Here is a 14,948-nt window from a genome sequence, read left to right as displayed (position 1 = left end):
ATAGGACCCCTTTCTCTATTAAAGGACAAACCATCTTTTCCTTATGGCTTACAAGATCTTAAGAAAGCTTTGCAACCGTTTGAACAGATGATTGTTCAATAAGATGATCAGCTAACATTTTTGCTCCTTGCATAACAATTGGCACGCCTCCGCCTGGATGAATAGATGCTCCGACCGCAAAAACATTTTTATATTCGTACGGCTGGTACTGGGGTCTGAATACGCCCGATTGAAACAGCTCAGGAGCAATACCAAAGCTTCCTCCTTCGTAAAGTCCAAATGCTTGAGCATCATTTGGCGTGCGTACTTTTACCCACTCTATTTCTTTACGAAGCTCTTCAAACCCTTTTTCTTCTAAAGTTCGAATGATTCCATCAACAAAATCTTGCTGATTGCTCCAATCAATGTGGCCGCCTGATGGAACCGGTATAAGTGCATATAGCACACTTTTCCCTTCAGGGGCTAACGATGGATCAATAACAGAGGGATTAAATGTATAAACAGCGGGATCTTCAGGAATCGTTTTATGCTTAAACACTGCTTCCATATGTTTAGCTAAATCATTGCCCATAAAGTATTGATGCACATTGTGATGATCATATTTTCTCTTCAAACCAAGATAAAGGAGGAGACAGCTGGACGAAGGCACATACTTCTTTTCTTTTTTTCGAGCAATTTTCGCCATATTAGGAAAGTCGCCATTTAAAACAACTTGATCAAATGGATAAAGTTTTTCGTCAACAATAACCCCTTCCGTTTTGTCTCCTGATATAGAAAGCTCTTGAACCGCCTTATTCAAATGAATGTTTACACCTTGCTCTATCAGCGCCTTTTCAAGAAGTGGCACAAGACTTGCGTATCCGCCTTTTACGTAATAGATGCCATGAGCATGCTCACTGTAAGGAACAAGGGAATAAATAGCTGGCGCCGAATAAGGATTTCCCCCAATATAGAGAGATTGCAGGGAATAGGCATCTACTAGACGTTCATCATGGAAATACGTTGAAACAAATTTTCTCATTGATTTATTTGCATTCATTTTTTTTAATGCCTTGATGTTTTGCCATGTCCAAAAATCTCGTTTATTTACAAATGTTTTTTCCAAAAATGCCTTACTTCCTAATTCAAATCGCTTTTTTAATTCAGTCATAAAACGCCGGTAGTTTTGCTCTTCACCTGGAAACAAACGGCTAATTTCCTCTAACTGATCTTTTTCAGTCGCTTTTTTTGTATAGGTCGTACCGTCTGGAAAATGAATATCATAAAGTGGATCACAGCGTATTAGTTCATATTGAGAAGCAGAAATGCCTGCTTCATCTAAAATACGTTCAAGCATTAAAGGCAGTAAGACAATCGTGGGACCTTCATCAATTTTATAACCGTCTTTTTCTACAAACGCCAGCCGGCCGCCCAGCTTGTTTTCTTTTTCGAAAATATCAACAGAAAATCCTCGTTTGCTTAATAACAAAGCGGTAATCAAACCGCCTATGCCGCCTCCAACAATTGCTGTTCTCATAATGCACTCTCCATTTCCTTCATGGTTTTAAACGGCTCATTCAGTAATTGTCCGTCTCTTTTTAAGATGAGCTTTGTCGTAATGCGAGATGATTCCAGAATAGTTGGTAGACCGCTTCCTGGATGAGTTCCTCCTCCAACTAGCCAGCAGTTTTCTAATTCTTCAAATTTATTATGCGGACGCAGCACCATCATTTGAGTGAGCTGATGTCCAAGGTTAAATGTCGCTCCTTTATAGACCAGCACGTCTTCTTCCCACTGCTTTGGTGAAATGATTTTTTCAACTTCAATATGACTCTCTAAATCTTTGAAACCCGTTTTCTGTTCTACAATTTTTAATACTGCATTCCGGAAATCTTTTTGTTTTTCATCCCAGTTTACACCACTGAAATTATTTGGAACCGGCGCTAAAATATAAAGAGCAGACTTTCCTTCCGGTGCTAAAGTTGGGTCCGTTACCACAGGGTTTTGAATGTAGATAGAAGGGTCTTCTGAAAGAGCTAGCGTTTTCGTAATTTCTTCTACATTTTTTTTATAATCTTCAGCGAACACAATCGTGTGATGAGGCAGGTCTTTGTACTGTTTGTCTATGCCTAGATAAATCATGAAAGTAGAACAAGAGTATTTTTTCTTTTCAAGTTTTTTAACTGCATATTTTTTAAGGGTACCTTCATCTATTAAATTCGTCATGGCATGAGCAAAATCTCCATTGATAATGACGTCGTCTGCCCCTATTCGCTCTCCATTTTCTAGAATAATTCCTTTTACTCTCTTATTTTCAATCCATAGTTTTTGGACACCTTGGTTTAAGTGGATGTGCCCTTGATGTTCTTCCACTACTTTTGCCATTGCTTGAGATAGTTGGTTTACTCCTCCTATTGGATGGAAGATACCGTAAGCGTGTTCCATAAACGATAAAATAGAAAAGGCTCCTGGACATTCCCAAGGGGACATTCCCAAGTACTTCGATTGAAAAGTAAAAGCTAATTTCAATTTCTCATCAGTGAAATACTTGCCAAGTACATCATAGAGCGTTTTACCTAAGGATAAATGCGGCAGTGCTCGAATTGCTTCAGGCTTTAAATAGTGATGAAAACGATCCATCTCGCCCTGCAATAAAGGCAGCAAAGCCGCCATCTTCGCTTCGGTGTCTTTCATAAAGCGTTCATAGCCTTCTCCGTTTCCTGGGTATAAACGTTCGATTTCTTCTTTCATCTTTTTATGATTATCCGTCATCTGAATCTGCGCATCATCGAAAATAAGCTCATACATGAGATTTAGACGTTTTAAGTCCATATAATCATGCGCATTGCGATTAGCAGCTTGAAATAATTCTTCAAAAATCTGTGGCATGCTCAAAAATGTAGGACCCATATCAAACGTATAACCCGACATTTTAATCGCTGAATTTCGCCCGCCCACGTATCCTTGCTTTTCATATACATCTACTTTATAGCCATGACTTGCTAACAGCATCGCTGCCGCTAGTCCTCCTGGACCTGCTCCAATCACGATTACGTTTTTTTGCATACATACACTCCTAATCCTATACAATAGTTATACAAACATTATACAAAGCTTTATTATTAAACACAACGATAAACTGCTTGTCTTTATTCGAATCATAAAATTACCAATAACTAAACCATTAAAATATGACGTTTGTACCATTTTTCCAGGGTTTCAGTACACTTTCCCTTTATTCGGTGCTTTCAAGCTTTTATTTTATATCTATGTAAAGTTATACAAAAATAGACTGCGGTCTTCTTCTCTAGTTAAACGTACAAAAAAGAGAAACAGATGACTTATTTCATAAAAAAAACCCTCTGTACTGAGAGGGTCCTGTCATTCCACAATTTGAATATTATTGTGAGTAAACCAGACGTGAATTTGAGCTAGATGAGCTAGCAGCTGGGGTCCTGTCATTAATTGACCAAACCACGGTGCTTTAAATCCTTCTCCGCCTGTATCAATAATATGCTTTAACTGCTGCTTATCAAAAAATTCATGAAGAGGTGACTGTTTATCTTGTAAAAGAGATTGAAGCCATACAGTTACAGCTTTTGTATAAGCTGGGTTATGCGTTTTAGGATAAGGGCTTTTCTTGCGATAAAGAACGTCATGAGGCAAAATTCCTTCAAGCGCTTTTCGTAAAATCCCCTTCTCTTTATTGCCCGTCATTTTCATCTCCCACGGAATATTCCATGCATATTCCACAAGGCGATGATCTGCAAAAGGTACGCGTACTTCTAAGCTCGCGCCCATGCTCATACGATCTTTACGATCTAATAAAGTTGTCATAAACCAAATCTGATTTAAATAAAACAGCTTTCTCCGCTGCGCATCTTCTAACGATTCACCCTCTAATTCAGGCACTTCCTTTAATGTTTCTTCATATCTTGCACGCACATAATCTTCTAACTGTAATTTCTTTCTCCATGAGCTTTGCAGCAAATCAATTCGAGCATCTAATGAACGCATCCACGGGAAGGTATCCGAAGACAAATCATGTTTTCGGTGAAACCACGGATATCCGCCAAAAATTTCATCCGCACATTCTCCTGATAAGCTCACGACAAAATCTTGTTTGATTTCACGGCAAAACCAAAGCAGCGATGAATCTACATCAGCCATTCCAGGAAGGTCTCTCACCTCTACAGCCTCTGTTAAATGCTGCACAAGGTCCTCCGTTGAAATAATGCAGCGGTGATGATTTGTTTGAAACGTATCCGACATGAGCTTGATATAAGTTCCATCAGAATTTGGCTGAAACTCATTTGCTTTAAAAAATTTATCATTGTCTTCATAATCGATAGAATACGTATGAAGAGAGCCCTTGCCGCTTTCTTTGAACGCATTTGCAGCAATTGCTGTAATAGCGCTTGAATCTACTCCACCTGATAAAAATGTACAAACCGGGACATCCGACACTAGCTGTCTTACAATCGCGTCTTGCACTAAAAATTTAACTTTTTCTGTAGTTTCACCTAAATCATCTGTATGCTGCTCACTTTTCACGTTCCAGTATCGCCAAATTTTCAACCCGTTACGAGTAAGCGTGAGCGCGTGAGCCGGGCGCAATTCATTTATTTCTTTAAATACCCCGTGGCCGGGAGAACGAGAAGGTCCTAAGCCAAACACTTCTGCTAATCCATCTAATCCTACTTCCGCTTTCACCTCAGGATGAGCTAATATCGCTTTTAACTCCGATGCAAATTGAATTCCACCTTCATAAGATCGATAGAATAAGGGCTTCACTCCCATTCTGTCGCGTGCTATAAATAACTTTTCATTGGCTTCATCCCAGATTGAAAAAGCAAAGATACCGTTAAAATGATCTACGCATGATTCTTTCCATTCTATATAAGATGTTAGAAGTACTTCCGTATCTGAATGTCCCTGAAATTGATAACCTCTTTTTAGTAATTCTTTCCGAATATCTTCCGTGTTGTAAAGCTCTCCATTATAGCAAAGCGTATAGAGCTGTTCATTTTTTTCTCTTGTCATGGGCTGTCTTCCGCCTTGAGGATCTACTACAACTAAGCGTTTGTGCCCAAAAGCAACATGCTGCTGTGTCCATACGTTGGTGTCATCAGGACCTCTTTTCGATAAAGTGTCAGCCATTTTTGTTATTGTTGCTGTTTCATTTAAAAGCGATCGCTTTAAGTCGACCCAACCCGTTATACCACACATCGTTTATCATCCTTTCTTTCACGCTCTTGTTTATGAATGAAATAATGCCATTGTATGCACGCAATAGTTACAGTTGAATTGTCCTTATATTTTATTTTCACTTTCGAGTTATAAAGAGAGCTTTTTTAGGCAATAAAAAAATATGGATAAATTTCACACGGAGGTTTGATTATGACTCATTATTCTAAACAACAAGCTCTGAACAATCAGCCGCGTTCCTTCGTGATTGGTACGGTTGAATGTGTTGATTCACAGTGGATTTTCTTTGAAGATGAAAGTGACGAAGCTTCCATGCTCCATGAAGTAATGGATGATACATTAGAACTTCTTATTGATACACGCTGGGAAAAAGCCATTATGGTTGATGACCGTCAAATAAAGCTTCACGATGGAACGTATTTATTGCGAAATGGGGATAAGCTAAGACTGACTAAAAAGCTACCTTATGCATACGAACAGCTTCTTCAATCGCTACCGAAAGAGACCTTTTTATCATTCACTCAGCACTTAAATTCATTAAAATTCTCTCTTTATGATTGTATTTACTGTCACAACACATTATGTTTTTTACCGACAGACGGTGATACAAAAGGTGCTAATTTTATCATTTATGACAATGAGGAGAAAATTTGTGCCGTTCAGCATTTATTCGAACGAGGCACGCATCACCTAGATCGATTTGAATATACCGTTAATGATGGAGAACGTTCAATGAATCTTTTTTTAGATTAAAGCAAAAGAAAAAAGCTATCTTATCCAAGATAGCTTTTTTCTTATCCTAGTACGACATATCCGTAATAGAATACTAAGATAAGCGCAATTACAAGAACTGCCCAAGCAACGCCTGTACGCTTTCTTTTTTCAGTACGAACAAGTACCATTTCCATTCCCACAAGCACTAACACTCCGGCAATTCCTTTAATGAGCGCTGCGCCTTGAAAATGGTACCAAGCTGCTAACATATGCAGACCTGATACTAATACTAATAAGTATAGGAGTCTCGCCACCATATGTAGGATTTTTTGACCTTTAGCTTTACCTGCTCGATGTAAAATCAACGAAACCACAAACGAAATAATTAATAATGTCCAAAGCGTTACATGAATATGTAGTGGAGCCATTCATCTCACGTCCTTTCTGAAAATATCATATCATGAAAACCTTTCCTTCACCAATAATAGAAGGAAAGAAAAGGATTTTTAGCGGCTGCTTCCATAAGTAGCATACCGAATGAGTTTTTCAAGGGGTCCATCTGAAAATAGGCTCATCCATATCCGGCTTCCCAGCAGTTGAATAAAAATGATAATCCCCGCAATAGCCAAACCTTCTACAATTGAAATATGTCCGTAGTATCCTAACCCATATGAGTAAAAAAGAAATGTGCATACAATGGACTGGACAATATAATTAGTTAAAATCATTCTCCCCAAAAGGGCAAATGGCTGCATGACTTTTTGAACCGATACACTTCGCATAGCTAATGTGACCAACGTTACAATAAAAATTGCTCCTGCCGTTCCTCCGATTGTATCGTGAATATACGATGTCGCTACATTGTGATCTAAAACATACGGCAATACGGATGATGCTGCATACACGATGAATGAAATAAGACAAAGCCACTTTGTCTCCACTATATATTCTTCTATTTCTTCGAACCACTCGCTTTTTGCCATAAAACCGCCTAATAAAAACAGTGGAAATAGCGATAAAAACAGAAAAGGAACCGTATTTAAATTATACGCGTAGTACCAATCAAGCAAGCGCTGATGAAAGATTGACGCAAAACTTCCGTGTCCATATACTTGAAGCGCTTGGTCAATAATAGGCTGGTGAATTCCCGCTGCTGTCTCTCCTTCGTTAACAAAAGCCGCTACTGTTAAAATAACAATCATAATCACAGCATAAATGCTAAATATTCCGGTTCCCCACGCTAATAACACTTCTTTCTTTGCTTCTTGAAAAAATAGCATGATCAAAGCAAAGAAGCTGTACATCACAATCATATCACCGTGCCAAATAAATAAAGCATGAATAGCACCAACAAGAAGCAAAGCTGTGATTCTTCGTACATAAAAAGGAGTAAAGCTTACTTGCCTTTCGTATGTACGCTGGAACATTTTCATAAAACCAAATCCAAACAAAATAGCGAGCAGCGCGTACCCTGTCTGCCCTACTATTATATCAACTAATCCATTAGCAACATAATTCATTCTTGAACCGTCCAACAAATTATGGTCGTAATAGGAAGCAGGTGAATAAAAATCCGGCATGTTTATGAGCAAAATACCAATAAGCGCGATTCCTTTTAATACATCTGCTGCCTCAATGCGCTGTTCTTTATCAGCTGCGTTCATTTTGAAACGTTTCATTCTTTCACACCTTACATTATTTCATTATTGCTTTCACATTATATCGAACGCAAAAGTTTTTCTTCAATGTTTACTATTTCCATTCCTCTCTTTAATGTTTTGCTTCCTACCTGCATATAGATAAAGAAAAAGCATTAATCACCTTTTTGTCTAGGCTTCATATGCTGTTACTAGACTAAATTAAAAGGGTGTTTGCCTATGCCTGCCATTGTTGGTGTTGTTAATCTTAACAGTGTTGGTTCAGCCAGCGTCTTTCATATTGGAGATGTTTATACAATAGCCCCTATTTCCACTGCTAAAACATTTGCTGGCGCAGGTTCGTTTAATACAGGCGACGGATTATATGTTGTGAATCAGCAGAGCTCAACCAATACGTCAGACAATGATGTAAATGACCAAAATGTTGCTGGAAATCTATAATAGAAATGAAGCTCATACAGGAGGATGCTTATGAACTTTTACGTGAATCAAAGTATCTGTATTCAAAGTATGAAAATCAGTGCCGTAAGTAACTCTTCAGTACTTCAAATTGGAAGCGTAGGTGTTATTAAACCAAACTCAAATCTTTTTAATACAGGAGGGTTTACAGGCGCTGCACCTACTGAAACAAAAAAAGGCATTCTTGGATCTGTTTCTCCTTCTACCTTTACTCCCGGAACCGGTGCGGGCACTGCCCCAGCTCCTTTCTCACAGTCGTTAACTCCCCCAGTTCGAGACAACGACTGACATGTTACAACCTTCATCGCCATATGTATATATATAACTATTTTCTTTATCAGAAGATAAGGGAATTGAGGTGATTGAAGGTGGATAACATGGACTATATTCAGCAGGTACATCAGTATGTTCAGCAAATGTCTTCGTATATTCAGCAGCAAGAAGAACGCATTGCTCAACTTGAAAAAAACGTACAAGAACTTCAGAAAAAAATAAAAGAGTTAGGTGAACAGCCACCTATTAAAATTGATAAAATTGAATATAAATTTGAACAGTTAAAAATCGATTCTTTAGATGGAACATTAAATATTGGATTAAACCCTCTTACACCTGATAATTTAGAAGATATCATTATCAATGAGAAACCAGAAGTAACGTTTTCGCAAGGAGCTCAGCCACAGGGGCAGCCGCCTCAAGGTGAGCAGCCGGGACAACCCGGAGGTCCTGGACCACAAAATCCTAGCTTAAAACCGTTGAACCGCCAGCTAGAAAAACAGTGGGTCTCTGATATCCACGAAACGATTTTAGCTGAACTTAATCAATATGGATTTTCTATGGTTCAACATGTGCTTGATGAGCGCTCGATGATGATTGATGAATCGTACTACGAGTTTATTTTAGAAGATATTAAAAAGCAGCTGCAGCAGCGGATTACTTTTTATATACAGCAAGTTCAGCCGGAAGAAATGGAACGAAATTTTGAACAAATTAAACCTCAAATTATCGGTAAACTTTATGAAGATATGAAAAAAGGAATTGACGCATTTTTAACGTATTTACCTGAATCTTTAAAGAAAGGTGGACCCCCTTCATGAACTTTAACGTTGTAAACCGCGAATTGCTTGTTGGAGACGTTAGTATTACAGGCGTATCTTCTTCTTCTCTTTTTTTAATTGGTGATGCCAATTACATCTCTCTATCCTCAACATTTGATACGCCGGCTGAATCGTTGATTATCGGACCTTATGTTCCACTATCGTTATCATAAAGGAGCTTACGTATGCTTTCACGCACATCTTCTGTTAATTATATAGAAATTAATTCCTTGTCGGCGAGCTCCTTTTGCCAAATTGGTGATTCAACAGAAATTCATCTACTTAATAAAGCTTTAGCCGATCGGAGACAGTATCCGTTTTTCTACGGTCGAGAAGGAAACTTTGATGATTACGCTATCTTTAATGAGCCTATTCCTCATGGCGATTATGAACCTATTCCCGTTCAAACATGGAATGAAATACCTTTGATCCGCGTTAACAGAATTGATATAAAAGGGTGCTCATTCTCATCAGTTATTCATATTGGATCAACGTGCAATGTTTATGCAGAAGCCCGCATTAAGCATATTCGGGAACTGATCAACGATGAACCTTCAAAGGAAGCTGAAGCCGGAACATCGAAAAAAGCTGCCTCAGCACCTAGCGGCAGTGAGTGAACCTTTTAAGAAACGGCTCATATACTAAACTAATATCATGAAAAAAAGGGTGTGAACCTCATGCCAGCAATAATCGGACCCGTTAGTATCACGAGCGTCGGAGGCGGTGTCGTAACGTTTGGAGATACGTTCTACGTCTCTCCAAAAAGCGCTGCTAAAACAGCCTCAGGCTCTGGTTCCTTAAATACAGGTAACTTTGTTAATACAAATAACGGCATTTCAGGAACAAATACGTTAGATCCAGATTTATTCGATCAAAATATAGCAGCAAATGCTTAAAAAAACCCCTTATCTTTGCTATTAAAGCGGATAAGGGGTTTTTTATTCACCTGGATTTTCGGCTGTTTGATTTCTTGGTTTTAGGTAATTTAGAAGAAGGCTGTTTACGAATCCATTTAATAAAAGAGCTAATTTTAGAATCAGCTTGTAATAAAGAAATCGTATTAAGACGAATGGCTAATTCATCATTTGTGTATAACGCATGAATTTGTTTATGACACGGAATACATAAGTTTGCTGTTGGTTCAAACGCTCCGCCCATTTCCTTTGGCGTTAAATGATGTACGGTCGTCAAGATATCCTGCCTTCCGCATAATTCGCATGTTCCTATCCGCCTGTCTTTTTTCTTCATATAGATTTCCTTCCCTATAAAGTTTCTACTCTTACACTAGTTCCTTTGCCAGAAGGCTCGGACGGCTCAACAATCAAACGTTTTGGCAGGCGAGCACGAAGTTCTTGCACGTGACTGATGACTCCAATTGATAAATTATTGGACTGAAGTTTTTCAAGCGCTGTTACCACGGTATCAAGAAGCTCTCCATCAAGCGTTCCAAATCCTTCATCTAAAAAGAAAAACTGCAGCGGATATTCTCCTCTTAGCTGAATTTGTGCAGATAATGAAAGGGCCAAAGCCAGCGAAGTTAAAAACGTCTCTCCACCGGATAAAGTTGAAACCGGACGTTTTACGCCTCCATTTGCATCATCTCTCATAATAAAGCCGCCTTGGGAATCCACTTCAATCGCATAGCGCTGACGTGTTAATATACCCAGACGCTCTGAAGCATCTCGGCTAACGGATATTAGCTGTTCTTCAGCAATATATTCCACGAAAGCATTTCCTTTAAATACTGTTTGAAGCTTTTGATACTGTTCAAATAACGCTTGTTTTTCTTCACGGTCCTGTTCAAGCACTAAAAATCGCTCATGCCGTTCTTTGACGCTTTTTAACGTTTGCTCAGCTGCTCCCTTGAGCTGAACCGCTTCTTTCACAGCCGCTTTTATATCATGAAGCAGCTGCTGAGTTTCTTCAAATTGGTGCTCTTCTATGGACTGGTGATTCAGCTGAATATTTAACTGTTCAATTGATGACTTCATCTGTTTTATGTTGTCCCAATAAGCCTGAACAGTTTCATCCAACAATTTCATCTCATCATGTGATAACAAAGCTTGCTGAACTTCTTTTCCTTCGCTGAATAAAGAATTCCCTACAGCTTCTTCCCATTTTTCAGCTACTTTTTTATACTGCATATAAGCTGTTTCTAGAGATTCGCTCGCTGCTTTTTCATCCATTTGCAGCGTTTGATACGCTTTTTGAACAGTCTGCCAATGTTGATATGCCTGCTGTTCATTCGTCTCTAACTCCGCAAGTAAAAGAACTGTTTTTTGCAGCGCCTGTTCAATATCTTCTTGATCTGTAAGCGTACGCAAGCGTTCAATTTGCGAGTGAACAAGAGATTGTTTATGAGACAGCATTGCTTTTAATTCTGTAAATTCTTTTTCGCCCGCATATTTCTCTTCTTTTAGACGTTCGATTTTCTTTTGCTGATTTTCAAAAAATACGCTGCTTTTTTCAATTCGAGCCTTTATTGTCTGCTCTTCTTTTTCTCTTTCAATCAGCCTTTCATTAATTTTTTCCATCTCTTCAAATACAAAGGAAGGATAATCTTGTTGAAAAGCTTCTTTTCCTGCTTGTAGCGCCTGTTTTTGCCGATTTACTTTTCCTTCTAATTCAGCTTGCTCTTTTTGATAATGAGCAAGCTCTAATTCAATCTTTTCAAGGCTTTGCTGGACCTTTTGTATCTGCCCGAGAATTGCCTGCTGTTTTTCACTTACCTGCAAATAATCCTGCTCAAGAGATTTGATTTCAACTTCTATTTTCTTAGCATAATGCCCAAAGGCATCTGTATTCATTTCTCCTAAAGCAGGAACTTCGCCAGCTTCGTTCATAAACTCAGCTAACTCAGGTATTTTTTCAACAAGAGGTTTAGCTAGCTGTTCAAGCTGCATTTTGAGCGACGAATAGCTAAATCGCTGTTCACGCAACTGATTAACTTGATCTTCGAACTGATTCGCTGATTCAGTTGTGATGTCATCTTCTTGTTGGTGTAATACGGGGTTAGGGTGATGCTCAGAGCCACAAACTGGACAAGGCTCACCTTGGGTCAGCTGCTCAGCTAATTGATGAGCCAGACGGCGTGACCATTCTTTTTCTTTGCGTCTTTTTAGATCGCTCATTAAACGATCTGCTTGTTGAAAAAGCTGCTGAAACTCTTTTTCCCGCTCGCATACAGTGTGATACAAGCCTTGAATATCTGAAAATAACCCTTTACTTTGTTCTATTGTTTGCTGCTCTCTCTCTTGATGTGTTTGTTTTTGTGTGTGCAAATGCTTAAGCTGTTCGGCTTTTTCTTTATACGTTTTTTGACCTTCATCTAGATTTTTTTTATCGTTATTCCATACTTGATAACGATAAAATGCTTGCTGAACAGCCTGGCGATAATCAGGTTGAATTTCCACTTTTGTTAATGCTTCTTTTAACTCTTTTTGAAGAGTCAAGCCTTGCTGATACCGCTTATCTGCTTCCATTAATTCATCATTTTTCGCTTGAAGTGCCTGCTGCTTTTGCTGAAGAGAAACTTCCGCTTCTTTTATTTCTTGCTGTCCTTCTTTAATTTGTTTTTGAAGATCAGAAGCTTGTTGAAGCTGTTCTTTTTGAATAACTAATTTGGGCTGCTGTTCATTTTTTTGTAAGCGAGCCTGCTCATATAAACTATTCGATCGCTTATATTCCTCACTTTTTTGAACAATTTGTGCTTTTAATTTTTCTACTTTATCTTCGTAAAGCTTCTGCTGCTTTTCAGCTTGTTCAAATGTTTCTAAATAGGGAAAAAGACGTTCTGCCTGCTGAGCTTTCGTCACCACATCTTGCTTTTGTCTAATCTCCTCTTCCTGCTTAGAAGCATGCACTAGTTTTTCTTCTATCAGTGCTTTTTCCTGCTGCGCTTTCCAAAGAGACGCCTGCTGATCGTATCTTTCCTGCAAATCAGACGCTTCTTTTTCTCGTTTTTCCAAAAGTATAATGCTATCACTTACAAGCTGCTCCGCTTCCGTTACTTTCTCTGTTGAAGCTTCACCTAATCCCGTTTGTTCTGCGGTGATTTTATCTAGGTCTGTCTTTAGCTGCTGAACTTGATAGCGTATTTTCTTACTAAGCTGATCTCCGTACTGCTCGAGATTAAAAAGACGCTGAAGCATTTGACGACGCTCCGTTCCTTTTAACGATAAAAACTCCGCAAATTTTCCTTGCGGTAATACAACAGCTCTTGTAAAATCATCAATTGTTAAACCAAGAAGCTCCTGTACCTGCTGGTTTACATCATTTGTTTTATCTGCTAATACGTACGTTTCATCTTCGATTTCAATCAATCGACTTGAAGTTGATTTTACACGAAGCTCATCCGTCCGTTTAAAGCTTCTTTCAACAGTATAGCGTTTTTTATGACTAGCGTTTTCCAGCTCGAACGTAAACGATACTTTCAGTTCATTTTCCCCGTGATTTAAAATTCCTTGTGTATTATTGGCTGCACGCTCTACTTTTCCGTATAAAGCTAGTGTAATGGCATCCAAAATGGAGGATTTCCCGCTTCCTGTAGGACCAAATATTCCAAACACACCGCCTGAACACAGCACTTCAAAGTCGACAGTTTGTTTTTCTCTAAAACTGTGAAGCCCCGAAACGGTCAAGTTAATAGGTTTCATTTTTCATCCTCCTTTCCCGATACTTCTTCATCGTTAATCAAGGTTAAAAACAGTTTGACTAATTCATCATCAGGTGCCCCTCCGCCGGTTTGCCTGCTGTAGAACTTTGTAAACAGTTCTTCGATCGGCACTTCGCGCTGTGAACGTGTTTCGAGTGCTAGTTCTTCTGCTTTGAATACCGGACGGATATGAATAAAACCTGGATGAAGCTTGCGAAGACGATGGATTTCTTCTAGTGAAAGTGCATCTTCTACGTGAACTTCTAAATCAACCCATGCCTGCGTATCTTTTTGCTCATCAAGCCACGTATATACTTCTGCCAATCCGTTTTTCACTTTCCAACGTGTCAAAGGCTTTCCGCTGGATAATGGAATTTCAGTCATCTCAATCTCTTTTCCTGGCTTAGCGTCTAAAATGGTAACGGACTTTGCATAGCCTGACTCTGAAAAACTATAAGCAAGAGGTGAACCGGAATATCTTGCAAGGGTGCTGGCGCGATTGATCATTTGCGGGCGATGCAAATGTCCTAATGCTACATATTGAGCATTAGCAGGTAAACTAGTTGCCGCCACCGTATAAGCTCCTCCTACTTCAATTGGACGTTCTGAGTCCGTTGAACTTCCGCCTGCTACGTAAATATGACTCATGGCAATATTAACGGTATCTATTGTGAACTGCTCACTCATTTTATCAAAAATACCTTTTACTCTGGCATCATATGAGTTTCGAAGAGCCAGCTCATCATTTTCTTCTGCTAAAAGTTCCTTTAACCTTGATTCAGATGGGTAAGGAAGAGCCGCAACCTTTAACACTTCATCTGATGTAGGAATGTGAATGCTTTCTACATCGGTAGTAGGCAAGCCAAGAAGCGTAATATTTTGATGAACAGCTAATGGAGAAGCCGCCGACAGCCGATCTGGGTTGTCATGATTACCTGCAATAACAATAATCGGACGTTTTCCATTGTTGCTCAACCTAGACATACTTTCGTAAAAAAGCTGCTCTGCCGCTGCTGGAGGGTTAACCGTATCAAAGGCATCTCCCGCCATGAGAATAGCATCTATCTTTTCTTCTTCCACAATGTCTGCCAGTTCATCTAAAAACTGTGCTTGCTCAGCTAGACGGCTTCGACCTTCTAACGTTCGGCCCAAATGCCAATCCGCTGTATGTAATAAACGCAT

The 14,948-nt window shown here is 39.1% G+C and carries 15 protein-coding genes; 7 read left to right on the top strand and 8 right to left on the bottom strand.

Annotated elements, in window-relative coordinates; all coding sequences use genetic code 11:
* Positions 1-58: 58 nt before the first annotated feature.
* The 3 genes from AC1D0Y_RS05790 to asnB form a co-directional block, all read right to left on the bottom strand.
* The gene (locus AC1D0Y_RS05790) at positions 59-1,516 is read right to left on the bottom strand and encodes a phytoene desaturase family protein (protein WP_028407434.1); all 1,458 of its coding nucleotides are present in this window, start codon (positions 1,514-1,516) and stop codon (positions 59-61) included.
* Entirely contained in the window at positions 1,513-3,045 is a 1,533-nt protein-coding gene (locus AC1D0Y_RS05785; protein ID WP_060746442.1) for a phytoene desaturase family protein, read from the bottom strand. The genes AC1D0Y_RS05790 and AC1D0Y_RS05785 overlap by 4 nt, the downstream gene beginning before the upstream one ends.
* Before the next feature lie 315 nt (positions 3,046-3,360).
* A complete protein-coding gene (gene asnB, locus AC1D0Y_RS05780) occupies positions 3,361-5,208 on the bottom strand; it encodes an asparagine synthase (glutamine-hydrolyzing) (protein ID WP_025749930.1) in 1,848 nt (615 codons plus the stop codon).
* Positions 5,209-5,379: 171 nt separating this feature from the next.
* Here asnB and AC1D0Y_RS05775 point away from each other — a divergent pair, with 171 nt between their 5' ends.
* A complete protein-coding gene (locus AC1D0Y_RS05775; protein WP_016763009.1) occupies positions 5,380-5,940 on the top strand; it encodes a DUF2777 domain-containing protein in 561 nt (186 codons plus the stop codon).
* 41 nt (positions 5,941-5,981) lie between these two features.
* Here the strand turns inward: AC1D0Y_RS05775 and AC1D0Y_RS05770 are convergent, their stop codons facing one another.
* Both AC1D0Y_RS05770 and AC1D0Y_RS05765 read right to left on the bottom strand, forming a co-directional pair.
* On the bottom strand, positions 5,982-6,329 hold the full coding sequence (locus AC1D0Y_RS05770; RefSeq protein ID WP_013055360.1) for a DUF1516 family protein: 348 nt from the start codon (positions 6,327-6,329) through the stop codon (positions 5,982-5,984).
* A 78-nt stretch (positions 6,330-6,407) separates the two neighbouring features.
* On the bottom strand, positions 6,408-7,580 hold the full coding sequence (locus AC1D0Y_RS05765) for a DUF418 domain-containing protein (protein ID WP_477707374.1): 1,173 nt from the start codon (positions 7,578-7,580) through the stop codon (positions 6,408-6,410).
* Positions 7,581-7,778: 198 nt separating this feature from the next.
* Here AC1D0Y_RS05765 and AC1D0Y_RS05760 point away from each other — a divergent pair, with 198 nt between their 5' ends.
* From AC1D0Y_RS05760 to AC1D0Y_RS05735, 6 genes are all read left to right on the top strand, one after another.
* Entirely contained in the window at positions 7,779-8,000 is a 222-nt protein-coding gene (locus AC1D0Y_RS05760; RefSeq protein ID WP_013055358.1) for a spore germination protein, read from the top strand.
* A gap of 30 nt (positions 8,001-8,030) precedes the next feature.
* The gene (locus tag AC1D0Y_RS05755; protein ID WP_016763006.1) at positions 8,031-8,306 is read left to right on the top strand and encodes a spore germination protein GerPB; all 276 of its coding nucleotides are present in this window, start codon (positions 8,031-8,033) and stop codon (positions 8,304-8,306) included.
* 89 nt (positions 8,307-8,395) lie between these two features.
* Positions 8,396-9,112, top strand: coding sequence for a spore germination protein GerPC (gene gerPC, locus AC1D0Y_RS05750; protein WP_028407430.1), 717 nt, complete (start codon positions 8,396-8,398; stop codon positions 9,110-9,112).
* A complete protein-coding gene (locus tag AC1D0Y_RS05745; protein WP_013055355.1) occupies positions 9,109-9,285 on the top strand; it encodes a hypothetical protein in 177 nt (58 codons plus the stop codon). Before gerPC ends, AC1D0Y_RS05745 begins: the two co-directional genes overlap by 4 nt.
* Before the next feature lie 12 nt (positions 9,286-9,297).
* Complete coding sequence (locus AC1D0Y_RS05740; RefSeq protein WP_060746444.1) at positions 9,298-9,729, top strand: spore germination protein GerPE; 432 nt, start codon at positions 9,298-9,300, stop codon at positions 9,727-9,729.
* A gap of 60 nt (positions 9,730-9,789) precedes the next feature.
* On the top strand, positions 9,790-10,008 hold the full coding sequence (locus AC1D0Y_RS05735; RefSeq protein ID WP_013055353.1) for a spore germination protein: 219 nt from the start codon (positions 9,790-9,792) through the stop codon (positions 10,006-10,008).
* A gap of 46 nt (positions 10,009-10,054) precedes the next feature.
* Here the strand turns inward: AC1D0Y_RS05735 and AC1D0Y_RS05730 are convergent, their stop codons facing one another.
* From AC1D0Y_RS05730 to AC1D0Y_RS05720, 3 genes are read right to left on the bottom strand one after another with little or no spacing between them, the layout of a single operon-like run.
* A complete protein-coding gene (locus tag AC1D0Y_RS05730; protein WP_060746445.1) occupies positions 10,055-10,360 on the bottom strand; it encodes an HNH endonuclease in 306 nt (101 codons plus the stop codon).
* A gap of 14 nt (positions 10,361-10,374) precedes the next feature.
* Positions 10,375-13,767 carry an SbcC/MukB-like Walker B domain-containing protein gene (locus AC1D0Y_RS05725; RefSeq protein WP_060746446.1) on the bottom strand — a complete coding sequence of 1,131 codons (3,393 nt, stop codon included), beginning with the start codon at positions 13,765-13,767 and terminating at the stop codon, positions 10,375-10,377.
* Positions 13,764-14,948 (bottom strand): exonuclease SbcCD subunit D, encoded by a 1,185-nt coding sequence (locus tag AC1D0Y_RS05720; protein WP_060746447.1) that lies wholly within the window; start codon positions 14,946-14,948, stop codon positions 13,764-13,766. The genes AC1D0Y_RS05725 and AC1D0Y_RS05720 overlap by 4 nt, the downstream gene beginning before the upstream one ends.

The organism is Priestia sp. P1_B12_1, from assembly GCF_056406695.1.
Note: the sequence above shows the minus strand (reverse complement) of the source record. Positions and strands in the feature narration are given on the sequence as shown.